The sequence below is a fragment of the Mucilaginibacter lappiensis genome, assembly GCF_900155965.1.
Lineage (GTDB): Bacteria > Bacteroidota > Bacteroidia > Sphingobacteriales > Sphingobacteriaceae > Mucilaginibacter > Mucilaginibacter lappiensis.
On record NZ_FTMG01000019.1, the window covers coordinates 23713 to 47695 of the forward strand.

At 40.8% G+C, this 23983-nt stretch carries 27 protein-coding genes; 13 read left to right on the forward strand and 14 right to left on the reverse strand.

What is annotated here, in order from left to right; all coding sequences use genetic code 11:
• Positions 1-224: 224 nt before the first annotated feature.
• From BW976_RS25420 to BW976_RS25440, 5 genes are all read right to left on the reverse strand, one after another.
• Positions 225-971 carry a LytR/AlgR family response regulator transcription factor gene (locus tag BW976_RS25420; protein ID WP_076377877.1) on the reverse strand — a complete coding sequence of 249 codons (747 nt, stop codon included), beginning with the start codon at positions 969-971 and terminating at the stop codon, positions 225-227.
• Positions 968-2002, reverse strand: coding sequence for a sensor histidine kinase (locus BW976_RS25425; protein ID WP_221283448.1), 1035 nt, complete (start codon positions 2000-2002; stop codon positions 968-970). The genes BW976_RS25420 and BW976_RS25425 overlap by 4 nt, the downstream gene beginning before the upstream one ends.
• Positions 2003-2175: 173 nt before the next feature.
• The gene (locus tag BW976_RS25430; protein ID WP_076377879.1) at positions 2176-2511 is read right to left on the reverse strand and encodes a DUF4288 domain-containing protein; all 336 of its coding nucleotides are present in this window, start codon (positions 2509-2511) and stop codon (positions 2176-2178) included.
• 135 nt (positions 2512-2646) lie between these two features.
• A complete protein-coding gene (locus BW976_RS25435) occupies positions 2647-3495 on the reverse strand; it encodes a LiaF transmembrane domain-containing protein (protein WP_076377881.1) in 849 nt (282 codons plus the stop codon).
• A gap of 531 nt (positions 3496-4026) precedes the next feature.
• Positions 4027-4428 (reverse strand): LiaF transmembrane domain-containing protein, encoded by a 402-nt coding sequence (locus tag BW976_RS25440; RefSeq protein ID WP_076377883.1) that lies wholly within the window; start codon positions 4426-4428, stop codon positions 4027-4029.
• Between the two features lie 653 nt (positions 4429-5081).
• Between BW976_RS25440 and BW976_RS25450 the strand changes: the two genes are divergently transcribed.
• Complete coding sequence (locus BW976_RS25450) at positions 5082-5783, forward strand: L,D-transpeptidase family protein (protein WP_076377887.1); 702 nt, start codon at positions 5082-5084, stop codon at positions 5781-5783.
• A gap of 92 nt (positions 5784-5875) precedes the next feature.
• Here BW976_RS25450 and BW976_RS25455 read toward each other — a convergent pair whose 3' ends face one another.
• The 3 genes from BW976_RS25455 to BW976_RS25465 are packed head-to-tail and all read right to left on the reverse strand — an operon-like array spanning position 5876 to position 8064.
• A complete protein-coding gene (locus BW976_RS25455) occupies positions 5876-6766 on the reverse strand; it encodes a flavin reductase family protein (protein WP_076377889.1) in 891 nt (296 codons plus the stop codon).
• 11 nt (positions 6767-6777) lie between these two features.
• Entirely contained in the window at positions 6778-7773 is a 996-nt protein-coding gene (locus BW976_RS25460; RefSeq protein WP_076377891.1) for a fumarylacetoacetate hydrolase family protein, read from the reverse strand.
• A 12-nt stretch (positions 7774-7785) separates the two neighbouring features.
• Complete coding sequence (locus BW976_RS25465) at positions 7786-8064, reverse strand: hypothetical protein (protein WP_076377893.1); 279 nt, start codon at positions 8062-8064, stop codon at positions 7786-7788.
• A 62-nt stretch (positions 8065-8126) separates the two neighbouring features.
• Between BW976_RS25465 and BW976_RS29575 the strand changes: the two genes are divergently transcribed.
• From BW976_RS29575 to BW976_RS25490, 6 genes are all read left to right on the forward strand, one after another.
• Complete coding sequence (locus BW976_RS29575) at positions 8127-8276, forward strand: hypothetical protein (protein WP_175614178.1); 150 nt, start codon at positions 8127-8129, stop codon at positions 8274-8276.
• A 153-nt stretch (positions 8277-8429) separates the two neighbouring features.
• Positions 8430-9587 (forward strand): homogentisate 1,2-dioxygenase, encoded by a 1158-nt coding sequence (locus BW976_RS25470; RefSeq protein ID WP_076377895.1) that lies wholly within the window; start codon positions 8430-8432, stop codon positions 9585-9587.
• A gap of 71 nt (positions 9588-9658) precedes the next feature.
• Positions 9659-10783 (forward strand): 4-hydroxyphenylpyruvate dioxygenase, encoded by a 1125-nt coding sequence (gene hppD, locus BW976_RS25475; RefSeq protein ID WP_076377897.1) that lies wholly within the window; start codon positions 9659-9661, stop codon positions 10781-10783.
• Positions 10784-10926: 143 nt separating this feature from the next.
• Positions 10927-11586, forward strand: coding sequence for a DNA alkylation repair protein (locus tag BW976_RS25480; protein WP_076377899.1), 660 nt, complete (start codon positions 10927-10929; stop codon positions 11584-11586).
• A gap of 444 nt (positions 11587-12030) precedes the next feature.
• Positions 12031-13509 carry a PAS domain-containing sensor histidine kinase gene (locus BW976_RS25485; protein WP_076377901.1) on the forward strand — a complete coding sequence of 493 codons (1479 nt, stop codon included), beginning with the start codon at positions 12031-12033 and terminating at the stop codon, positions 13507-13509.
• 13 nt (positions 13510-13522) lie between these two features.
• The gene (locus BW976_RS25490) at positions 13523-13945 is read left to right on the forward strand and encodes a response regulator (RefSeq protein WP_076377903.1); all 423 of its coding nucleotides are present in this window, start codon (positions 13523-13525) and stop codon (positions 13943-13945) included.
• 50 nt (positions 13946-13995) lie between these two features.
• Here the strand turns inward: BW976_RS25490 and BW976_RS25495 are convergent, their stop codons facing one another.
• Both BW976_RS25495 and BW976_RS25500 read right to left on the reverse strand, forming a co-directional pair.
• Positions 13996-14976, reverse strand: coding sequence for a type I phosphomannose isomerase catalytic subunit (locus BW976_RS25495; protein WP_076377905.1), 981 nt, complete (start codon positions 14974-14976; stop codon positions 13996-13998).
• A 137-nt stretch (positions 14977-15113) separates the two neighbouring features.
• Positions 15114-16343, reverse strand: coding sequence for an NADP-dependent isocitrate dehydrogenase (locus tag BW976_RS25500; RefSeq protein ID WP_076377907.1), 1230 nt, complete (start codon positions 16341-16343; stop codon positions 15114-15116).
• Between the two features lie 210 nt (positions 16344-16553).
• On the opposite strand from BW976_RS25500, the gene BW976_RS25505 reads away from it, so the two are divergent.
• Both BW976_RS25505 and BW976_RS25510 read left to right on the forward strand, forming a co-directional pair.
• Positions 16554-17261, forward strand: coding sequence for a hypothetical protein (locus BW976_RS25505; RefSeq protein ID WP_076377909.1), 708 nt, complete (start codon positions 16554-16556; stop codon positions 17259-17261).
• 57 nt (positions 17262-17318) lie between these two features.
• Positions 17319-17783: a hypothetical protein gene (locus BW976_RS25510; RefSeq protein WP_076377911.1), complete on the forward strand. Its 465-nt coding sequence runs from the start codon at positions 17319-17321 to the stop codon at positions 17781-17783.
• A 73-nt stretch (positions 17784-17856) separates the two neighbouring features.
• Here the strand turns inward: BW976_RS25510 and BW976_RS25515 are convergent, their stop codons facing one another.
• The 3 genes from BW976_RS25515 to BW976_RS25525 all read right to left on the reverse strand — a co-directional run bounded on the left by BW976_RS25515 (position 17857) and on the right by BW976_RS25525 (position 20651).
• Complete coding sequence (locus BW976_RS25515) at positions 17857-19668, reverse strand: DNA polymerase III subunit gamma/tau (protein ID WP_076377913.1); 1812 nt, start codon at positions 19666-19668, stop codon at positions 17857-17859.
• 74 nt (positions 19669-19742) lie between these two features.
• Entirely contained in the window at positions 19743-19967 is a 225-nt protein-coding gene (locus tag BW976_RS25520) for a hypothetical protein (RefSeq protein ID WP_076377915.1), read from the reverse strand.
• A 69-nt stretch (positions 19968-20036) separates the two neighbouring features.
• Positions 20037-20651, reverse strand: a complete 615-nt coding sequence (locus BW976_RS25525; RefSeq protein ID WP_076377917.1) for a hypothetical protein — start codon at positions 20649-20651, stop codon at positions 20037-20039.
• Between the two features lie 136 nt (positions 20652-20787).
• Between BW976_RS25525 and rpsF the strand changes: the two genes are divergently transcribed.
• From rpsF to mtgA, 4 genes are all read left to right on the forward strand, one after another.
• Positions 20788-21153 carry a 30S ribosomal protein S6 gene (rpsF, locus tag BW976_RS25530; protein WP_076377919.1) on the forward strand — a complete coding sequence of 122 codons (366 nt, stop codon included), beginning with the start codon at positions 20788-20790 and terminating at the stop codon, positions 21151-21153.
• Positions 21153-21416 (forward strand): 30S ribosomal protein S18, encoded by a 264-nt coding sequence (gene rpsR / locus BW976_RS25535; RefSeq protein ID WP_022833472.1) that lies wholly within the window; start codon positions 21153-21155, stop codon positions 21414-21416. Before rpsF ends, rpsR begins: the two co-directional genes overlap by 1 nt.
• Positions 21417-21431: 15 nt before the next feature.
• The gene (gene rplI / locus BW976_RS25540; protein ID WP_076377921.1) at positions 21432-21875 is read left to right on the forward strand and encodes a 50S ribosomal protein L9; all 444 of its coding nucleotides are present in this window, start codon (positions 21432-21434) and stop codon (positions 21873-21875) included.
• Between the two features lie 194 nt (positions 21876-22069).
• Positions 22070-22750, forward strand: a complete 681-nt coding sequence (mtgA, locus tag BW976_RS25545) for a monofunctional biosynthetic peptidoglycan transglycosylase (protein ID WP_084192360.1) — start codon at positions 22070-22072, stop codon at positions 22748-22750.
• 607 nt (positions 22751-23357) lie between these two features.
• On the opposite strand, the gene BW976_RS25550 is transcribed toward mtgA, so the two are convergent.
• Positions 23358-23960, reverse strand: a complete 603-nt coding sequence (locus tag BW976_RS25550) for a YdeI/OmpD-associated family protein (protein ID WP_076377925.1) — start codon at positions 23958-23960, stop codon at positions 23358-23360.
• Positions 23961-23983: the final 23 nt, after the last annotated feature.

Genomic DNA, 23983 nt, shown 5'->3' on the forward strand with positions numbered 1-23983 from the left:
CTGTGCTCTACCCTTCGACGGAGCTCCTTTTTTAGTATTATTCTTTCCTTATGCCTTTTCATGTGCTATTACCTTCCCGAGGGAAGGAATCGCACGAAGCTTTAACTCTTTTAGCCGGGTGTCACCCTGACGGATGGGACTTAATGACACAACAAAAGAGACGCATGTAATGATGCGTCTCTACAAAAATCTTGTTAATCTTATAAAAATCCTTTAATCCTGTTTTATATACCCAGCACTTGTTTCAACTTTACGTAGCCGGTTTTGCTTACCGGTATTTTGGCGCCCGACTTCAGTATGGCCAGGTGTGCATCTTTTTCATACGGATCTATACGGGTAATTTGCTGTATGGCTATAATGTAGGAGCGGTGTACACGCACGAACTGGCGTGCATCCAGCGTTTTTTCAAAAAAGTTCATCGTCTTGTTTTTCAGATATGATCCTTCTTTGGTAAACACGCTTACATAATCATCATCGGCCTGCAGGTACTCTACATCGGCCACAGGGATAATTTTAACTTTGGTACCCGTTTTTACCACAATACGCTCATTTTGTGCTGGCGATTGTGTGGCGGCGGTTTCCAGCAGCTCTTCGGTTTGTTTTGGCGCATGTTTTTCAGGCGCGGTAGCCAGGAATTTTTCGATAGCCTTTGTAAAACGATCTTTACTAAAGGGTTTTAACAGGTAATCAACAGCGTGGGCCTCAAAAGCTTTAATAGCGTACTCATCAAAAGCGGTAGTGAATATAACGGCAGGCGGTTGCTCCACCAGTTCCAGCATTTCAAAACCGTTTATTTTAGGCATCTGCACATCCAGAAAAATCAGATCGGGTTGGTGCTGTTGTATGGCTTTTAAACCTTCAAACCCATCATTGCACTCCTGTATCAATTCAATTTCACTAAAATTTTGCAGATATTCCTTAACAACCATTCGTGCTAAAGGTTCATCATCAATAATTAAGGCTCGCCTCATAACTGTGGTATTTTTATAATGGTTGTAAATATATTATCATTTCCATGAGTTTCCATCAAATCGTTACGGGCAAAAAGCAAATATAAACGGCGTTGTACCCCGCGCAAGCCAAAACCGGTGCCTTTTTGCGGGCGCGAGGTTTGCGGATCATAGGGATTTTGAACCATCAGCACTAAATAATTATCTTCCATTTCGCTGCGGATACTTACGGTTACTTCGCCTATGGTATCATACAAGCCAAATTTTATGGCGTTCTCCACCAGAGGCTGTAGCAACATTGAAGGCATCACCGCGCTGCCGCATTTATCGTCGCAGCTTATTTCGGTTTGCAGGCGGTGCCCAAAACGTACTTTTTCAATCTCCAGGTACAGATTCAGGTGCGCCAGTTCTTCACTAAGCGGAACCTGTTGCTGATCGTCCTTTTTCAGTGTGCCCCGTAAAAAGTCAGACAGCTGATGGATCATCGTACGGGCTTCATCGGGTTTAAAACCGATAAGCGCATTGATGGAGTTGAGGCTGTTAAACAAAAAGTGCGGTTGTAATTGCTGGCGCAGATTATACAGTTCGGCATCACGAGCCAGTTGCTCAGCTTCGGTTTTACGTTTCTGTGTTTCTTTCTGATCGAGCTGCGAATACCAGAGCAAGCTGATCATGGCCATCCAGCCGATAGCCAGAAAGTCGGTAAAAAAGCGGATAGTTAAGGATTGCTGTACAAAGGTAACAAACACCTTATCAGTATTAATGAGCGGCAGCAGATAGCGGCAGCCCAGGGTACAAATACCGGTAAGTGCCACGCACCATATAAACAGGTTGATATAACTGCCCTTACCGGGCTGGTAGTAACGCAGGTTATTGTTGATAAGCCAGCAGGCACCCGAAAGCAGTATAGCACTCAGCAAGCCATCCGTTGAGGCTGTGAACCAGTAAAAGCCAAAACTATGCACAATATAAGTTTGCAGGCCGGCCCAAACCAGGCCGCAAACAATAAATGCGCCGTATAATTTTGAAGCTGATATAGAGGGTAGTGCCAAAACTTATATTTTTTTAAAGTGAGAGACAGGAATCAAGAGACAAGAATCAAGACGGGGAAATGCAGACAAGTCACACGTAAAGTGCTCGTCCTGTATTCCTGATTTAATTCTTTTAACCATGTTTTTTATTGTGTTTTTCTTGATTCCTGACTCTTGTCTCTTGATTCTTTTACTTAGTTTCTCACCCCCAATAATGCCGATTTGTGGTGCGCCCAGGCAATGTACAGGTCGGCATCTGGTGTTTCATGTATATTATAGTAAAGTTCGGCGCCATCGGCCAGCTCACCTATCTGGTTTAGCTCGGCCACATCAATAAACTGCCATTTAACGGTTTGTTTTTCGATGTTTTTAAAACTATCCTGATTGGCATGACCAATTTTGTTTGCTTTTTCAAAGGCGCTCAGTTCATTATCGGCACTGATAAGGCGTAACTGCTCATCAAACTGCGCCTGGTGATCGCCTGCACCACTGATCACCCTGAAAACTAATTTTGCTACGTACCAGTTCATTATCTTTGTTTTATAATTAATTAGAGTCAAGAATCAAGAGCCAGGAATCAAGATAAAAGGCTTTCCTTGATTTCTTTAGCCATGTTCTTCTGTTTACTTTCTTGGCTCTTGATTCTAATATCTTGACTCTCGTAATTAATAGCTGCGTATATCAACCCCGGCAAAAATGGAGGTTCCTTTAAGTACCAGTATCTTATCGTTATTGGGTGATGCGGTGCTGCGGATGCGTTTATCATCAACTCCGGCAAAAACAGCTGCCAGATCCGATACCACTTGCCAGTTGGATGGTACAATGATCTTGGTACCGCCGAATACCTGGGTAATATCTATATAAACCCTACCGCTGATATCGGCCTGTGTAAAGTCAAGTTCGGCACCGCCAAAAATGTTCACTATTTCGCCGCCTTTAAAGTTTTTGGATAGTATGGTTTTGTTAACCCCGCCAAAAATTGAAACCGCATCCAGGTAATCGTCACCATTATGGTAGCCAAACGGTGGGCTGTTGGGATCTTTGGGTGGTACATCGTCGCCATCTTTTATAGCATAATCAGTTTCGGGGTCGTTTTTACCAAAATCAAAATTGGCGGGTTGTTTACTCCATTTACCGTCTTGTTTGCTCCATTTACCATCTTTGATGTTTCTTTCCCACTCATTATGTCTGCCGCGTCTTAAAATAAGCCATATACCAAAACCAATGATACCTATTGGCCATACTACACGACTAGCGTCGTCAATATTATCGTTTAATAAAAAAATGATGCCTAAAACGATCGTGATACTCCAGGTTGCTTTTCTGAAATTATGTTTAGCTCCAAAATAAAGACCTGCCACTATAAGCCCCATGGGCCAGCTGAATATCCAATCGGGAATGAAAAAATCGGCAAATTGCTTTAGGAGCAGCACTCCTCCTACAGCAAGTAGTATAACCCCAGCCATCGCTTTTCCTTTATTGGGGTTGGTTGTATGTTCTATATCGTTGTTCATTTGTGTGCAAATTAAATCATATCCAAAACTAAGGTAACATTATACATGTGCCAAACAAAAACTGGCGATATATTTAAAGAAATCGGTAGAAAGGTAAGTTTTGTCGGTGAAAAAGTTGGCGAGGGGAATAGTATCAAGTGGTTAGTATCAAGTATCAAGAATTTTAAGGGGGAATTTGGGCTCGTTTGTAATCACCAGTGTTGGGAAGAAATAAAATAAAGGCTGGATGCAGGGTTAGGCTAAAGCCAATAATTGATACTTTGTAGCCCGTTGGTTAAAACCAACGGCAATGAAAGATAAAGCCAATTTTTTTTATTCATTGCCGTCCCATTTATGGGGCGGATAATAGCAGTATTTACTGGCTTTAGCCCCAAAAACAATCTTTCCTACACTGGTGATTACAAACAGGTACAAGTAAAAGTGTCGTGATACTTGATACTAACCACTTGATACTAAAAACATCCACAACAAAAGGGAGCCCGCAAACCGGTACTCCCTCATGAATTGACTACAAACTATTAAAATGAAAAATCAGACTTCAGGTTCGGTTGTTTTATCGAAATGAAAAGTATCCTTTGGCTTTTCAAAATAAAACTCTTCTTTGTGCTTGCGTGGTTTAAAGGCTATCCAGGCACCAAAACCCATAATAGCTACCGGCCAAATAATACGGTCGGCATCGGCTATATTCTCACTGAGCAAAAAGGCCAAGCCCACTAGGGTGATCAGTATCCAGGATGCTTTGCGGAAATTGTACTTGGCACCCATATATACACCCCAGGCCACTATCCACATGGGCCAGCTAAACAGCCAGTCGGGGAAAAGGAAAAGATCAAATTCTCTGATCAATAGTATACCACCAATGATCAATAAAATTACCCCGGCAGCAGCTTTGCTATTATTGGGGGTAATGGTAGTTTCTATATTGTTGTTCATCGCTTTAAGTATTAATATTATACCCTAAAGGTACAGTGGTATACCACGCGGGGCAAGGTGATATAGGTGAACAGCGTGTAGGAAATCGGTAAAAGTGTGGGTTTATCCGGTGAATGGAGAAGGGCTAAAAAAGCAAGAATCGGGAATCAGGAGCCAAGAGAAAACACCATGTTATTGGGATGACAAAACGTTCGACTCACCCGCCCATCACTGCAGTAAGCGACTTCTTCTGCTGCGGACTATATGCCAATCTTCGCCACCAAAACTTCCAATAACTTTCCGTATATTTATATCAACTACCAGCCCGCTTTCCTTTTTATCAGGAAAGCGGGCTGTTTTGTTCAAGACAAAATAAGGTCAAAAACCAGCCATTTTGTATATAGTTATTTGATAATCAAAAAATTAATACTTTTTAAAGTTTTTAAAACCTATTAAAACTGTGTTAAAATTTGTTAAAAAGTGTTAAAATGAGGTTTTTCGAACAGTTTTCGATCGATTTTCACTCCATTTCGGACCGAAAAGTGTTAAAATTTAAGGTTTAAAAAGTTTTCAGGGCATCAAAATGTTAAAATACAGGTGGGACAATTTTTTCGGTAGCCCTACGTAACTATAAATATAGTTATATTTACTCTTATTAAAACCGATTAAACCAGATGCCTAAATTATTGCAATTGCTGTTGTTGTCATTATTAACAGTAACCAGCCCCAAAACCGAATTACCCGATAGCAAACGCGCCAGCGATGTACGCACCATTGTATGGCCCAGGTTGCAAAAAGAATTGAAAAATAAAGGTCTGAAAGCAGGATCAGCCGTTTACATTCGCATATTCAAATACCAGGATGCGTTGGAAGTGTGGCTAAAAGCGGGGCCGAAATATATCCTGTTTAAAACCTATGATATTTGCTACTACTCCGGCGGTTTGGGAACCAAAACCCGTTCGGGAGATGGCAAAAGCCCCGAAGGTTTTTATACCGTTGAACCTAAACAACTTAATCCGGCGAGTAACTATCACCTGGCCATCAATATAGGCTATCCCAACAAGGTAGAGCAGCTCAAAGGCTATACCGGCGACGCAGTGATGATTCATGGGCACTGCGCGTCTATCGGCTGTTATGCCATGACGGATCCGCGGATAGAGGAAATTTACACATTGATTTACAAGGCTTTTGAAAGCGGTCAGCAAAAGATCAACCTGGATATATATCCCTTCCGGATGACTAAAAACTACATGGGCATTTTTGCTCAACAACCCTATATGCCGTTCTGGAAAACCCTGCAACCAGGATACGATCTCTTCGAGAAAAATCACATCCCTGCCGATTATCACATTAAAGGTAATGATTACGCGTTTTGAGCATAGAATCAAGCGGTAAGAGTCAAGAATAAAGAGAAACTTCAAAGTTTTATTCTTGTCTTGATTCTTGACTCTAATATCTTGATTCTTTTTTAATCCATGAGCAACACCATCAACGCTTCTTCTACCCTGTCCTCATCTAGCAGTTGTTTGGCTTTCAAGTGTAGTTGCAGCTCGCGGGTTTGGTTATCGCCTATGGTGGCGTCTAATAATTCTTTGATAGCGGGATCTTGCTTATATACTTCGATGGCATCATCGGCCGGCAGGGCTTCCAGGTTACCCAATTGCCCCAGGTTGTTGCCGGTAAGCACCAGGGAGTTACGTATGGCATGTGGCAGGCTATCAACGCCTATGCCTATTTTGGCATTAGGCTTAGCTACCTTAAACAAGTTATCCTGGGTTATGCGGCAATACCAATCACCGCCGAGACGAGCAACCAGGTCCATTTTAGCCTGGTCGATTTTACCCTCGGCATCTAAAACATGGTCTTTGATATGGATGAGTTTGATCTCGGCCAGGACCAGATTACCGGCACCGGGGGTATCGCCAAGGGAAATTACCTGGTTCACCACACATTCCAGTTGTACAGGGGCTTCGGCTACACGGGGCGGTTTAACCAGTTCGGATGCTACAGGGGTTAATCCCGATTTTATAAACTCATTCACCCCTTTTGGATACATCACGCTCGAAAGGGAAACCTGCTGTACTATATCATAGTCAACAATATTGATCACACATTCAGGAACTTCTAAAATATTCTGCAGGGTATGTTTAGTGATATTATCCCGCACACTTCGAGATGGAGAAAACACACAAACTGGCGGATTGGTACTGAATACATTAAAAAAACTGAATGGACTCAGGTTTACATTCCCATCCTTATCAACCGTGCTGGCCAGGCAAATTGGGCGCGGTGCAACGGCATGGTTCAAATAATTTTGTAGTTGAAAAATAGAAAGCTCGCTTACTTTGAGTGATAGCATCGGTATTTAACTTATTTCTTCAACCCCAATATCGAAAAATCGCTGTCGACCTTTTTGATGATATTGCCTAGCATACCTAAACCGGTGATTTCCATTTCAACCAGGTCGCCGGCTTGCAGCCATTGAGGTTTATAATTGGCATCATTAAGCAGGCCGGTGCCGTTAAGTTCCAGGAAACAACCTGTACCAACCGTGCCAGAGCCTATCACATCGCCAGGCAACACATCGCAGCCATAGGCACAGCGTTCAATGATCTCGGCAAAGGTCCAGTCCATATCGGCCATATTACCCGCCGACACTTGTTTACCGTTCACGGCGCAAGTCATTTGCAGGTTGTAGTTATTACCGGTGTGACCTGGTTTAGGCGCTGTTTTATATGACACCAATTCATCAGGAGTTACCAGCCAGGGACCAATAACAGTCGAAAAGTCCTTGCCCTTTGCCGGGCCCAGATTCAGCAGCATCTCTTCCATTTGCAGGGTACGGGCACTCATATCGTTCATGATCATATAGCCGGCAATAAAGCTATCTGCATCGGCGGCTTTAATATTACGGCCCTTTTTGTTGAGCACCACGGCTACCTCCAGCTCAAAATCGAGCTTATTAAAATGGTCGGGCATGCACTCAATTTCGCCGGGGCCCTGTATGGCATTATGATTGGTAAAATAAAATATTGGATATTGGTCAAATTCGGGTATCATATCCACCTTACGGTTGCGGCGTGCGGCGGCAACATGCTGCCTGAAGGCATAACCATCGCGGCATGAGGTTGGGTGGGTTACGGGGGCTAGCAGCTCAAAAAACAATTCCTCCTTAGCCTCCATTTTTCCCGAACTAATGGCCTCATGAACGCGCCTGGCATGATCCATCAGCTCATCGCCCCCCCACAAAAACTCGTTCATATTGTCGGGGATCAGTTTGTCGCAGGAATTCAGGTTGTAGATATGCTTGTTTATAAAAATACCTAAATGCTCACGGTCTTCGGTTTTATAGGATACTAATTTCATAGGGCGATGTGTTTATAAGTGAATTTTAATTGGCTTTCGTCTGCCTGATAAAATAACATGGAGCAATACAATAAAAACTATTAATGCAATAAAATCTACTAAAAGGTAAGTTAAAATGATTCCATGATCTATAGAACTACCAGAGGCTGATTTACCTTCAAAATAGGTATAAAAATGCAAGGGAAACCCAATAGAAGAGAATCCGTCTGCAGGCGCATCAAATTTTGAAAACACTACGGTAATTATGATCCAGATGGCTATTCCTAACCATATAGCTTTCGTTTTTATCATAACCGGTAATTGGTTGGGCCAAAACTAAACATTTTACCTCATGCCTGGTTAAAATATTATGCTTGCATATTAAAAATATTACTTCTAATTTCGTGGTGACCATGTTAAGCGTACAAAAACATTTTCTGTTTTCACTGGGCCTCACCAGCATGAGCGATGCATCATCGTTCAGGGACGCTATGTTGGCCAAAATTGTGCTGGCCCAATACTAAAAGACTTTTGGAATAAAGACTAGAGGACTAATACCCGTTCCTGCTTTTAATCCAGGAATCCCACAGTCCAATAATCCCAAAACCCTTATTCCTTGTTCTCCAAAAAACTATCCTGATATTTTAAACGTTTTATTGTTAACCAATTAAAACATCATGCCTTTATATCATACCTTAGGAGCTATCCCGCATAAGCGGCATACACAATTCCGCAAACCCGATGGTTCGTTATATGCCGAAGAGTTGGTATCAACAGAAGGCTTTTCGAGCCTTTACTCGCTGGTATATCATGCCTACCCGCCTACTATTGTAAAAACCCTGGGTGAGCCATACAGTGTGGAGCCCAAAATAGCCCGTGAAAAACACCTGAAACATACCAGTCTGATCGGCTTTAATGTAAAACCCGAGGACGATTACCTGCAAAGCCGTAAACCGGTGCTGGTAAACAGCGATCTGCATATTTCACTGGCGGCTCCGCGAAAATCCATGACGGACTATTTTTACAAAAATAGTCAGGCCGATGAGGTCGTTTTTATACATGAAGGCTCAGGTACACTAAAAACGGGCTTCGGTAATATCAAATTTGTATATGGCGATTACCTGGTGATCCCTCGCGGCACTATCTATCAGCTGGAATTTGACACTCCCGATAACCGGCTGTTCATTGTAGAAAGCTTTAGCCCGATCAGGCCACCTAAGCGTTACCGTAACCAGTACGGGCAATTGATGGAGCATTCGCCTTATTGCGAGCGTGATATAAAGCGTCCTACCGATCTGAAAACGTATGATGAAAAAGGTGACTTTAAGATCCTGATTAAAAAACAGGGCTTAATATATCCGTATATATATGGCACCCATCCTTTTGATTTTATTGGATGGGACGGTTTTCATTATCCCTGGGCCTTATCCATACATGATTTTGAACCAATAACCGGTCGCCTGCACCAACCACCACCAGTACACCAGACTTTTGAGGGCAACAATTTTGTAATATGCTCCTTTGTGCCCCGTAAGTTTGATTACCATCCACTGTCGATCCCAGCGCCATACAATCACAGCAATGTAGATAGCGATGAGGTTTTATACTATGTAGATGGCGACTTTATGAGCCGTAAAAGTGTAGTAAAAGGGCAAATCACGCTGCATCCTGGTGGTATTCCTCATGGGCCACACCCAGGTTCGGTAGAAAAATCAATCGGCAAGGAATCAACCGATGAACTGGCGGTAATGATAGACCCCTTCCGCCCGCTGATGCTGACCGAAGACGCTATAAAAATTGAAGACGAAAATTATTACAAGAGCTGGCAAATGTGAGATTGAAGCCTAAAGCAAAAAACTGAAAGCCTAAAGCACTCAATAATTCACTAACTCAATAATTAAACACCATGCAAACACAAACTTTAGATAAAAAACCAAGCACTACAGATTTTTTACCGCTTAATGGTACCGATCATGTGGAGTTTTATGTGGGTAATGCCAAACAGGCCGCCCATTATTATAAAACGGCCTTCGGCTTTCAAAACCTGGGCTATTCCGGCCCCGAAACAGGGGTACGCGACAAGGCATCATACGTATTACAACAAGGTAAAATCAGGATAGTATTAACCACTCCCCTGCACTCTGAACATCCCATTGCCGAGCATATTAAAAAACATGGCGATGGTGTAAAAGTGCTAGCCCTTTGGGTGGATGATGCCTATGACGCCTTTGAACAAACTACCAAACGCGGCGCTGAACCCTACCAACAGCCGCAAACCTTTACCGATGAACACGGCGAGGTTCGCACCAGCGGTATCATGCTTTATGGCGAAACCGTTCATATGTTTATCGAGCGTAAAAACTACAATGGCTTGTTTTTACCAGGCTATCAAAAGCTGGAGAACAACTATAATCCACCTACCGCGGGCCTTCTGCACATTGACCATTGCGTGGGCAATGTGGGCTGGCATAAGATGGACAAATGGGTGAATTTTTATGAAGATGTGATGGGCTTCAAAAACATCCTCACCTTTGACGATAAAATGATCAGTACCGAATACTCTGCCCTCATGAGCAAGGTGATGAGCAATGGAAATGGCTATGTAAAATTCCCCATCAATGAACCGGCCGAAGGTAAAAAGAAATCGCAGATTGAGGAATATCTCGAATTTTATGAGGATGAAGGCGTACAACACCTTGCCCTGGCTACCGACAATATTGTGGCAACCGTAACCGATTTGCAGAGCCGTGGTGTTGAGTTTCTGACTGTGCCTACTACTTATTACGATGAATTAACAGATCGTGTGGGCCATATTGACGAGGATCTGGAGCCCTTGAAAAAACTGGGTATCCTGGTTGATCGTGACGATGAAGGTTACCTGCTGCAAATTTTCACCAAACCTGTTGAAGACAGACCAACCCTCTTCTTTGAGATCATACAGCGTAAAGGGGCCAAATCATTCGGTGCGGGCAATTTTAAGGCCTTGTTTGAGGCCATCGAACGCGAACAGGAAATAAGAGGAAACCTTTAATTAAAGGTAATACGATATTCAAAATGTTCTATTAACTATTAGCGCTGTTTTAATTTGAGCCGGGCAAATTGCCCGGCTTTTTTGCTTGGTGATTTTTTATATTTGATAGTATATTGATTTATATGCAACCCAACCATTGATCAATGAAAGTTAATGAGATCGTTGAGTTTTTAAAACAGAAAGCTGATGCCGGTTATCTGGCTGGCATGCAACGCTATAGTATTGACGCTACTCATGCCATTGGTGTTCGCCTGCCGGAATTGCGAAAACTGGCCAAAACCATCAAAAAAAACCATCAGCTGGCACTTGATCTTTGGGATACAGGTTTGCATGAAGCCCGTATGCTGGCATCCTTAATTGACGACCCGGCACTGGTTACGGAGGAACAGATGGATAATTGGACTAAAGATTTCAATTCCTGGGATCTATGCGACCAGGTATGCGGTAATCTGTTTGATCGTACCCCTTTTGCCATGAGCAAGGCTCTTGAATTCAGCTCCAATAAAGCGGAATTTATTAAACGGGCAGGTTTTGTGCTCATGGCCGAATATGCGGTACATAGCAAAACAGCTACCAATGAGTCGTTTATAGCAATAATGCCCATTATTGAACGTGAAGCGTGGGATAACCGGAACTTTGTAAAAAAAGCGGTGAACTGGGCCCTCAGACAGATCGGGAAAAGAAACGAAATTTTAAAAGCAGTCGCTATACAAACAGCCCAAAATATTTCCAAACAAGATCACAAAGCCGCTAAATGGATAGCCTCCAATGCCCTTGCCGAATTAATCATTACACATTCTTAATCTCCGGTTAACGTAAAAAACGAATTAAAAACAGGACATTCGTTTTAAAAACATTAGGTTTTAACCCTCTTTTTTTCTTTCACAATACAATTATTGTCTCTTTTTAAAAAAATCATAGCTCAAATTATGGTTGTTGCATCTTTTACAATTAAATGGAGGCAAAACAGATGAAAACCATAGCCAAATCAATTATTTTGAGTTATGAATCTACCTAAACAGTTATATTTTAATACAATAAATTTTATTTGTTAATCATCAGTATTAGAGTTGTTTATATAATTTCAAATATTATATTTGAAGTCCGGTGATTTAAACTTTAATGATTACAGATCAGAAAAAACACCCACAACCTATGGTTGTAATTTTCTTGATTTTAAATTATGGCACATAATTTTCTTATACAGAGCGTGTCGTTACCAAAAAAATGAGTAGGTATTAATTTATATGAGTTTTTCTGAGGATAAGTTTTCTGATGACAGCAGGCTGCATCTTGCTCAAATAATTGATAATATTAATGCAGGCATTTGGGAATATAACATTAATACCAGGGCCATTAAATGGTCGGCAGGTTTTTACAGTATTTTGGGGTATGAAACCAACGAAATTGAATGCTCCAATCACATATTTTTTGACCATCTTTTATATCATCAGGACAAAGCCGTTTTTCTGAATGCCCTAAGTGATCAAGGCACAACCCCTGCTAAGCCAATCCAAATAAGGTTACTCACCAAATCATCTGGATATCACTGGTTTGAAAGTACCATCAAAAGGCAGCATGATAGAAACGGGCAGATCATCTACGGGTCTATTATCAATATCAACCAGTATAAGCAGGCTGAACTGAGGGCTGCACGCAATGACCAGCATTATGGTGATACTATCAGGATTGCTAAATTGGGCAGCTGGGAAATTGATGCCGCTTCTCTCAATTTAACGTTATCCAAACAGATATACGATATTTTTGAATTACAATCTGAAATAAAGCTCAGCATTGAAGAAGCAGTAAGTTTTTTTGAACCGCCCTATCGTCCTGTTATACAAAACGCCATTAATAACGCATTGGAATTTTGCCAGCCTTATGATCTGGAATTATTGTTCAGAACTGCCAAAAACCATGTGATCTGGGTAAGGGCTAAAGGCGTTCCCATCATCAACGAATATGGCCGCTGTGTTACGATAAGGGGCATTTTACAAGATATTGACAGCAACAAACGCAAAGGCCTCAGCCTGGAATCATCACTCAATTTACTAACCGATCAAAACAGGCGCCTGCAAAATTTCGCGTACATTGTATCACATAATCTGCGATCACATACCGGTAATTTACAGTTCATGGTGAACCTGTACGAAGAAACAGAATTGGAAGAAGACCGTACCGAGATCTTCGCGCATATCAAATCGATCAGCAGCAGCTTAAATGCTACAATTGAACACCTGAACGAGATTGTTAAGATACAAACTGAAATCACCAATGAACGGAGTATCATTAACTTTGAGGCCATTTTCAACAATATTCAGTCTGCTATAAAAAGCAATATAGAAGCAGTTAACGCCCGTATTGAATATGACTTTAGCCAATCTCCTCAAATAAGCTATATACCGGCTTACATGGAGAGCATTTTGCAAAATTTGCTTACTAATGCTTTAAAATACAGTCATCCGGATAGACAACCTCTTATCAAATGCCATACTTTGAAAGAGCGGAATCATATTTATCTCATATTTGAAGATAATGGGATAGGAATAGATCTTGACCGGTATGGCGATAAGGTATTTGGCATGTACAAGACATTTCATCAAAACCCCGACGCTAAAGGCATAGGCTTATTTATTACCCGTAACCAGATAGAAGCACTTGGTGGTACCATTAAAGTGGAAAGTACAGTAAATATTGGCACTAAATTTACCATTAAACTGGTCTAATTTAAACTGATAAATGATTGTACCCGCTCCTCTGGTTAATGCCTGTATTATTGATAATAACAAAATTTACGCTTACGGATTTAAAAAACTACTCAGTATCAAAGACCTGAGCAATCAGGTTACCCATTTTGAAAATGGTAGCGACGCAATTGCCCATTTAAAAAATCCGGGTAATGCTCTTAATTTACCTGATATTATATTTCTTGACCTCAGTATGCCCGTAATGGATGGCTGGGAATTCATGAAAGAATTTGAGGAAATAAAATCACAACTGGGGAAAAAAATCTCCGTTTATATACTCAGTTCTTCCATTGACTCACACGACATTGACCGTGCGAAAAATATTCCTTCTGTTTCGGGTTACATTTTTAAGCCGGTAGACGTTCAGCGCCTTCAGGAGATCTTCAAAAACCTGCAAGGAATAGCGAGGCAGTAGAAAAGTTAGTACAGGTACTGTTTTACACTACCTGTACTAATTTAAGTATATTATTCAATATAACTTTCCAATATTTTAAAGCTACCAGTTGTTTCCAACTCAACCTGATCAATGCTTTTAGGTAGCAGGATACATTCACCCATTTTCACTTCATATACTTCCCCCTTGAATTTGATGGAGTAGGCTCCCTCTACACACACATGAATCACAAATGAATCAAGGGTTGAGTAATCTTTAGAAGTGCTATGCGTAAAATCGAGCAGGTTAGTTGTAAAATAAGGACAAGTAACCAGTTTTACGGTTTCATCTTTTTTAGGCTGATAACTGGTTTTATATTCCGGATAGTGCTTATAATCGATAGCGGCGAGTGCCTCTTCGGTATGTAGCTCCCGTTTGTTACCCTTATCATCAACCCGGTCAAAATCGTATATACGGTAGGTAATATCCGATGTTTGTTGAATTTCGGCTATCAACAAACCTTTGCCAATGGTGTGTACCCGGCCAGCCGGTAAAAAGAACACATCGCCTGCCGTTACATCTTCCTTATTCAAAATATCGGTAAGGTGCCCACTGTTAAATTTATCCAGGTAAAGCTGCTCGTTAAGTTCCTGATTAAAACCTGCTATCAGAGTTGAACCCGGATCGGCTTCAATTACGTACCACATCTCGGTTTTTCCAAATGAATTATGGCATTTTTTGGCCAGTTCATCATTCGGGTGCACCTGGATAGACAAATCTTCGTTGGCATCAATAAACTTTACCAGTAAAGGGAATATATTACCAAAATGCGCGTAAACCTTTTGGCCTACCAGCTCGCTTTGATATTTCTCCAACAAATCAGCCAGTGATTCGCCTGCCAGTTCTCCATTGGCAACTACAGACACATCAGATTTTACGCCTGATATTTCCCAGGTTTCGCCGCAGTTAGGCAAAGTACCAAAATCTTTATGCAGATAGGTTTTGATCTTTTGACCGCCCCAGATCTTGTCTTTATAGATAGTTTTAAATTTTAATGGATATAATGTTGACATCGGTTTTGTTTTTATAGCGCTAAGTTAGGAGTTAAAAAAGAAACAGATAAACCGATTCAGCTTTTTTTACCAAAAACTTGGGGGCACAAAAAAACCCGCTTTTTAAGGGCGGGCTTTTGTATAGTTTGCGCTATAACTTATTTACCTAATTTGGCTTTTAAATTTTCGTTTATAGCTTCTAAAAACTCTTCGGTGTACAGGTAATCTGTACCATGCTCTACTTTTGGTTTTATTGTGATGGCTAAATCTTTAGTCATTTTTCCGCTTTCAACAGTTTCTATACAAACCTGCTCTAAAGTTTTGCAGAAGTTTACCAGCTCATCGTTTTTATCCAATATGCCACGGAACTCTAAACCACGTGTCCATGCAAAGATAGACGCGATTGGATTTGTAGATGTTGGACGGCCAGCCTGGTGCTCACGATAGTGACGTGTTACCGTACCATGTGCTGCTTCGGCTTCCATAACTGAACCATCTGGTGTAACTAAAGTAGAAGTCATTAAACCTAATGAACCAAAACCTTGCGCTACGGTATCTGACTGTACGTCGCCATCATAATTTTTACAAGCCCAAACAAAGTTACCATTCCACTTTAACGCAGATGCAACCATGTCATCAATCAGGCGGTGTTCGTAGGTAATACCGGCTTCTGCAAATTTTTGTTTGTAATCCTGTTGATATATCTCTTCAAAAATATCTTTAAAACGACCATCATATTTTTTCAGGATGGTGTTTTTAGTTGATAAGTATAAAGGCCAGCCTTTCATAAGCGCCTGGTTAAAACAAGCGTGTGCAAATCCTTTTATGGATTCATCCGTGTTGTACATGGTTAAAGCAACACCATCGCCCTTAAAATTATACACTTCGTATGATTGCTCGGCACCACCATCTTCGGGAGTAAAAGTTACAGTAAGCTTTCCTTTTCCTTTAGTAAGGAAATCAGTAGCGCGGTATTGATCGCCAAAGGCATGACGGCCAATACATATAGGAGCAGTCCAGTTAGGAACCAAGCGTGGTACGTTGGCCATTACAATAGGCTCGCGGAAAACAGTACCATCTAAAATGTTACGGATAGTTCCGTTTGGCGATTTCCACATTTGTTTCAAGCCAAACTCTTCTACACGGGCCTCATCAGGTGTAATAGTGGCACATTTAATACCTACACCATATTTTAAGATAGCATTAGCGGCATCAACGGTCACCTGATCATTAGTTTCATCACGATACTCGATACCCAGATCATAATATTTGATATCAAGATCCAGATAAGGAATTATCAATCTGTCTTTGATAAATTTCCAGATAATTCGGGTCATTTCATCGCCATCCAGTTCAACTACCGGATTTTCTACTTTAATTTTTGACATACCTGATGTTGTTGTTTTTTATTTTAATGGCTTCAAATATATTAAATAGACTTTACCATTTTCATTAATAATAAATGAAATTTGATTTATTTGGGCCCGAATGTTTGTTATGGCAGGTTTCTTGTGTTTGCAGAGGCAGATACTATTTTCATAAAATTAAACGTTGGTAGATAAACAGATTGCCAATTAATAGCCCCCTAATGTCTATTTATGACAAAACTGATATTAAGAACAGCATTCACGGTTATTTTATGTACCAGCGCATTTTTAGCGAAAGCACAATTAGGTTATGACTACGCACAGTATGATGTAGGCACCGCCGTTGGTATCAATTATCCTATCAGCACAGATGTAACCAAGGCTTTAAAATACACGCCTTCGGCCCAATTTAATTTCACGTATAACCATGGCCCGTTTGTAAACTATGTTTTTGAAGGGCAATTTGGCAGCCTTAAAGCCGGTGATCCGAATTTGGGATATGGCCGTACATTTGAAAACCATTTCTGGGCATTTGCTTTACGGGTACAGTTGCAGGCCGGCGAAGTGATAGATTACTCCCAAAGCCCTGTAGCTAATGCGTTTAAAGGCTTTTACGTTTCAACCGGTATTGGATACCTGGTGAACCATGTAAAAAGAGGTGGCGATAATACGCTGCCGGCAGGTGTACAGCCTCCGGGTGATACTAACAGTCAGATACCTTATATACCGCTGAGAATAGGTTATGAAATAAAGTTATTTAACCAATACAATGATCCCGGCATTAAGATAGATCTGGGTTATCAATACAACAGGGTAATGGATGATAATCTTGACGGATACAAGGCCGGGCGTCATAACGATATATTTACACAATTTATCCTGGGAATAAAAGTAGGTATTGGAGGTGTAACATCTTACCGCAAACAGATATATTATTAATTACTCTTTTTGAATTTTGGCAAGGTTTTTTGGTATATTTAATCAAAGCAAAAACCGATGAGCAATCAAAATATAAACCCCGGATTTGATGATGATTATGAAGACGATGACGCTTTAAATGATAACAGCGCCGATCGGGACAGAACATTAAAAGACGAATTAGGCGAAACTATTGACAAAGAGGATCTTAAATACAACCCTAAGGACAACAGCTTTGAATATGATGTAAAAAGCGACGATCCGGATTATGACCATCCCGATCCGTATAATACCTCTGTTAAAAATGGCAACGACATGAACTCAACTTATGACGAAGCCAATCCATATGATAATACAGATGAGGAATATGCCGGTAAAAGATCGCTTGAAACGGATGTTGACGATCTTGGCATGCACATTGATGAGGGCGATATTGTAGAGGTTGACCCTGCAGATTCTGCATTAGCACACACTCCTGAAGATGATCGTGACGATCTGGATGAAGAGGGCTATCCCAAAAATGACACTGAATTCTTAAAATAAGTTTTTCAGTTTTGAGTGATGAGCTTTGAGCTTTTCATAGCTAACTCATCACTCAAAACTGAGAACTAACCTCCTAATCAAAATCAAGATTAAAGCGGTTACGCAGGTCAACCAATTGGGGATTACGGGCAGCCAGGTACTGGAATTTTTCTATAGCCGTATATGGTTTTCTCACCACCTCTTGTTCATCAACACGGGCATTCACCTCAATAGTAAAGTTTTTTAACCGCCCCCGCAGATAGTTGTGCAAAGCAGGTCTTTCTTCTTTAAATAAGTTTTCCTGCAGTTTGGTGCCTACCACTATCTCAAACTCGTAGGGTTTAAGCATCCTTGGAGCATTAGCTATAAAAATAGTTACCAGGTTCTTTTTACCATCGGCCTTAATTTTAGCGGCAAAGTCGCTCCAGCACTGTAAAAAGTTATCCATAGTAAAATCAACACGATCGTTTCCTTTTAAATAAGGATCTTCCTCCTCTGCCTCCTCTTCAACAGTCTTACCGGTATCTGTAAGCGAGGGTATTTTTATGGATAACGAACCCAGACTTGGCGAGGGTATAAATATTTTAGGCTTCTCGGCAGGTGCTTGCTCTTTTACTTCCGCTGCCTGCTTATTTTCAACACTTTGCGGTTTGGTTGTATTATAAGACAAGGGAGCATCGCTCAATACCGAAGCCTCATTATTAATCTTATTAGTCGGTATCGGCGCTGCTACTGCTGAGGTATCAGGTTTTTTTTTTAATGACCCGTCGGCGGCGGATGTTGCAGTAAGCGGCGAAGCCACCATATTAAATGCCGAGGGCAAGTGGCACATTTTGAGCAATGCGAGCTCAACCTGGAGTCGCTGGTTTTTACTCAGCTTATAATTGATATCGCATTGGTTGGCAATATTCATAGCCGAAAGTAAAAACGATACCGGGCTGCTTTGCGATTGCTGCAGGTACTTATTTTTAATCCCTTCGCTTACTTCAAGCAGTTTCAAGGTTGATTGGTCTTTACTTACCAGCAGGTTGCGAAAATGCTCGCACAAACCGGCTATAAAGTGAGCCCCATCAAATCCCCGTGATAATATCTCGTCAAAAAACAACAGCACTTTACCTGTATCTTCCTGTAGCAGACTGTCAGTGATGTTAAAATAGTAATCGTAATCAAGTATATTCAGGTTATCAATTACCGAGCGGTAAGTAACCTTACCACCCGAAAAGCTAACAATCTGATCAAACATGGAAAGGGCGTCACGCAAACCACCATCAGCTTTTTGCGCTATGATATGTAAACCATCGGGCTCATAGCTGATATTTTCTTTGCCAGCTATCGATGCCAGGTGTGCAGCCATATCATCAACCCGGATACGGTTAAAATCAAATATCTGACAGCGCGAAAGTATGGTAGGCAATATTTTATGCTTCTCGGTAGTGGCCAATATAAATATGGCGTAATGCGGTGGCTCTTCCAGCGTTTTCAGGAAAGCATTGAATGCCGCCTGCGATAGCATGTGCACCTCATCAATAATATAAACTTTATACCGTGCTGCCTGTGGTGGTATACGTACCTGGTCTATCAGGCTCCTGATATCATCAACCGAATTGTTTGACGCAGCATCCAGCTCATGTACGTTAAAAGAGTTACCATTCTCAAACGCTTTGCAGGAGGCACACTCACCGCAGGCTTCGCCGTTGGGTTGTAAATTGGTACAGTTGATAGTTTTGGCCAGGATACGCGCGCAGGTAGTTTTACCCACACCACGCGGCCCGCAGAATAAAAATGCCTGAGCCAGCTGATTATTTCTAATAGCGTTTTTAAGTGTGTTGGTTATATGTTGCTGACCAACAACAGTTTCAAAAGTAGCCGGGCGGTATTTACGAGCCGACACAATAAAATTATCCACAGCTACGAAGTTAGCAAGAAAATGCCTGAAGTTAAAGTATCGATGAAACGATTATGTAATTAAACTATTTTGCCTTATTCATCGTCATCATCGGGTTGTGGGTAATCATCTTCGGGGTCTGGTTCGTTCAGATCATCATCTACCTGAATTTCATGCAGATCATCCAACTGATTATCCAGATCATCATCCTCATCGTTCCAATCACTTTCAAACTCATCGTCTTCGCCGGGAGCTAACATCGTGATGTTATTATAGGCCGGCAATACTGCATCTTGATATTTAAGGTCTACAAATTCCATAAGAAATAATTTACGTTTTAACTACTGCGATAAAGATAAGCTTCGTAAATTAAGTTTGGTAACTGTTATCTATAAAATATCAACAGCCAAAATTTCTTTTACTTTATAATATCCTTTCGCCTGTGGCAAATACACCTCCATCTCCTGCCATTTTATATTTACTTTTTTGCCCACATATGGTGTAACGCTATTCATAAAGCTTTCAGATCCGGGAAATTGCCTTAACCAGATAAATGATTTTTCACTTTTTGAGTTATCTGTTATAACCATATAATTAAAACCTTTATTATCTATTCGTTTAAAGCTACCTTCCGTATAATTTACGCTTTCACTTTCAGTGTTGTTTTCCTTGTCAGCCATTTTAACAGCCAGCTTTAAAAAACCATCACACTTTTGTTTAAATAGGTTTTTACCAATATCAGTTCCAATTTGGTGCATGGCATTATCATCCTCCATAGACACATGGCGCTCTTCGGCCAGGTCAATAAACATAGCTGATTGTTGCATAAAACACTCCATAAAGGCCGCTTTGGCAGCCTTTCCATCTTGGATTTTTGATAAATCAAGTTTGGAAATAGCCTTACATAAAGAGTCGGTAAGTTTTCTTTCAACTGGCCCTGGCGATTGCGCAAGTGATACCTGGATAAAGCAGGCACATATAAGTGTTAATAACAATGTTTTCATCAACAAATAGATAAGGTTTAAAAAATGTGTTTTAGTGCGGTAAATATACAGAGAAAACTATTTGAAAAATCAATAATTCTCTTTACATTTGCAGCCCCGTAATAGCGGGTAATTAATTAAAAATCAAAGTATAATAATGCAACAGTACGAAATCGTGATCGTTCTAACCCCGTTGTTATCAGAAGAAACTGCTAAAGAAGGCATTGCCAAATTTAGCAAAATCTTAACTGATGGCGGAGCCGAAATTGTCCAGGAGGATAATTGGGGTTTGAGAAAATTAGCGTACCCTATTCAGAAAAAGACTACAGGGTACTATCACTTAACTGAATTTAAGGCTCCAGGTGAATTAATTAACAAATTGGAGGTAGAGTTAAGGCGCGATGAGCGTGTTTTGCGTTTCCTGACCATTGCTTTGGACAAACATGCCATTGCTTACAATGACAAAAAACGCAGCGGTGCTTTTAACAAGAAACCAGCAGCTAAAGTGGAGGAAACAAACTAATGGCTAACGAACAAATTAAATACGTTACCGCTCCAAAAGTGGAGGATAACCGTAAAAAATACTGCCGTTTCAAAAAGAATGGTATTAAGTATATTGATTACAAAGACGCTAACTTTTTATTAAAGTTCATTAATGATCAGGGTAAAGTATTACCACGTCGTTTAACTGGTACTTCATTAAAATTCCAGCGTAAAGTGGCTCAAGCCGTTAAACGCGCACGCCATATTGGTTTATTACCTTACGTTACAGATTCATTAAAATAATAGGAGATTCAGAAAATGGAAGTTATTTTAAAACAAGATGTAAAAAACCTAGGTGATAAAGACGATGTTGTAAACGTTAAACCAGGTTATGGCCGTAACTACCTTTTACCAAAAGGCTACGCCATATTAGCTACTGTAAGCGCTCGCAAAGTTTTAGCTGAAAACTTGAAACAAGCTCAGTTTAAACAAGAAAAAATCCGCAAGGATGCTGATGCGATAGCTGCCCGTTTAGAAGGCGTTAAACTTAACATTGGCGCTAAAGCCGGTGAAAGCGGTAAAATTTTCGGTGCCATCAACACTATTCAAATTGCTGATGCATTGAAAAAAGAAGGCTTTGAAGTTGACCGTCGTCGTATTACTTTTGATCAGGAGCCTAAGTTTGTTGGTGATTACATCGCAAACGTAAACCTGCACAAAGAAGTAAAAGTACAGGTTCCTTTCTCAGTAGTAGCTGAGTAATTTATATTTCGGAATTCCGAGTTTTGATTTCGGATTTTGAACTTAATTGTAGAATTTTAGAGGGTGTTTTGCCAATGCAAAACGCCCTCTTTGTTTTATAGCATTTATTATCAATTGTGAAACGCACCCCTGCCTCATCGTCAAAAAAAAGGTCAAAATCAAAGTCCTGGTTTTCAAAACTTAAAAACAATGGAATTGCCCGGCTTTTATTTAGAGTTATAAAACTTGCCTTTTTACTTTTTGTAGGGCTAAGCTTGTTTGGTGTGCTTTTATACCGTTTTGTAAACCCTCCCTTTACCTGGCTCATGATAGAACGTGGCTTTCAGCGCAAAGCTGCCGGTAAAGACTGGAAGATAGACAAACAATGGAAAGATTTTGATGATATCTCCGACAATATGAAACGGGCAGCTGTAGCCGCCGAAGATCAAACCTTCCTGGAACATCATGGTTTCGATTTCCAGGCCATTGAAAAAGCGATTGAAAAAAATGCGCACAGTAAAAAGCTCATCGGCGGCAGTACTATATCCCAACAGGTAGCCAAGAATGTTTTTTTATGGGATGGTCGTTCCTTACTGCGTAAAGGTATTGAAGCTTATTTTACCGTATTGATAGAAACTTTCTGGAGCAAAAAACGCATCATGGAGGTTTACCTCAATGAGATTGAAATGGGTGACGGTATTTATGGCATAGAAGCCGCCTCGCAGGCTTATTTTCACAAATCGGCATTTGACCTTACCAAACATGAAGCCGCGGCCATAGCGGTTATATTCCCGAGCCCGCTCAGATGGTCGGCCACCAACCCTACCCGTTATTTGAGGCACAGGCAGTACCTGATCATGAAAAACATGCGCAGGCTGGGTCCGCTGGATTTTTAAGCCCCTCCTTTTAAATATAAGGAATACTTTGCGCTTTATGACGCTTGTGTTGGTAAAGGTTTGGAATGCTTAAACCATCATATGTCATTGCTGTAATGACATATTTTTATATTCAGTCCCCTAAGGGTCTCTCACAGAGGCCCCTTAGGTATAAAGTTAGATCTCAGAAGCAACCTCAGAGTCTCCTGAAAGTTTAAGTTAACCCACAAAATCTAAATGTGAACTAAACAGCACTCGGAAAGCAAGTTCACGATTAGGAGACTCCGCTGGAGTCCACCATTTCTTTAAATTTTATCTATAAACAGGAGGCCTCTCTGAGGCCGAATGGCAGGCCGGGTATACTAATTATAGTATAAGCATTGCCGGCCCCAGCGGGGCCACCTGTTTATAGCTCTAAAAAAGCACGTTCTTTGGCTCCGTAGGTGCCTCCCGTTGAAATTTCAAGTTGATCAATTTTATGGGTTAACTTAAACCTGAAAGAGACCTGAAATGACAAAAAGTGGGTTTACATTATTTTGCAAGACAATCAATCTAATTTCCTGATATTCAATAAAATAAGTCAATATAAACCATAAAAAGTGTAAACCATGTAAACCCACTTTTAATCCTACTTATATTTCCAATTTCTTGATTTACCTTCGTTCATCCACTCTGCGGCTGTTTCCAGTCTCTTTTGCCGGGTAGCTTCTGTTTTGGCTTCGGTTATCCATTCTACATATTCCTTTTTTTGGGAATAACTAAAATCATAAAATACCTGTACCGCTTTAGGATGAGCAGCTAAAAAATCAATAAAATAATCAGGGATCACTAATTCAGTTTTTTCGGCAGGAGCTTTTTTCGGGCTAGCATTTTTTATGCCTTTTTCGTTTAGTTCGATCCCCTGTAATACATAAGCGATTAGTATTTCCTTTGACGACAGATCAGCGATATCTGTAATGCGACCAAAGCTACCCGCGGAAGTATCATTGCTATCCTTTAAATCACCGCTTATAAGCGACCATCTCCAGAAACCAAAGGCACAGTGCTGTTTAAAGGCAGCCATTTGACACACGGGCCCCTTATAATCAAAAAAAGGCATACTCCATTTTATAGTCTCGGTGATTAGAGGTGATGCCTCATGAACTACTTCCCGGATATATTCCAGTATTGGTTTTGCAAATTCAGCGGATTGGTTAATATAAATGTCTACACGGTTATCATATTGTTCCATCACTAAATTTATGTAAACAACCC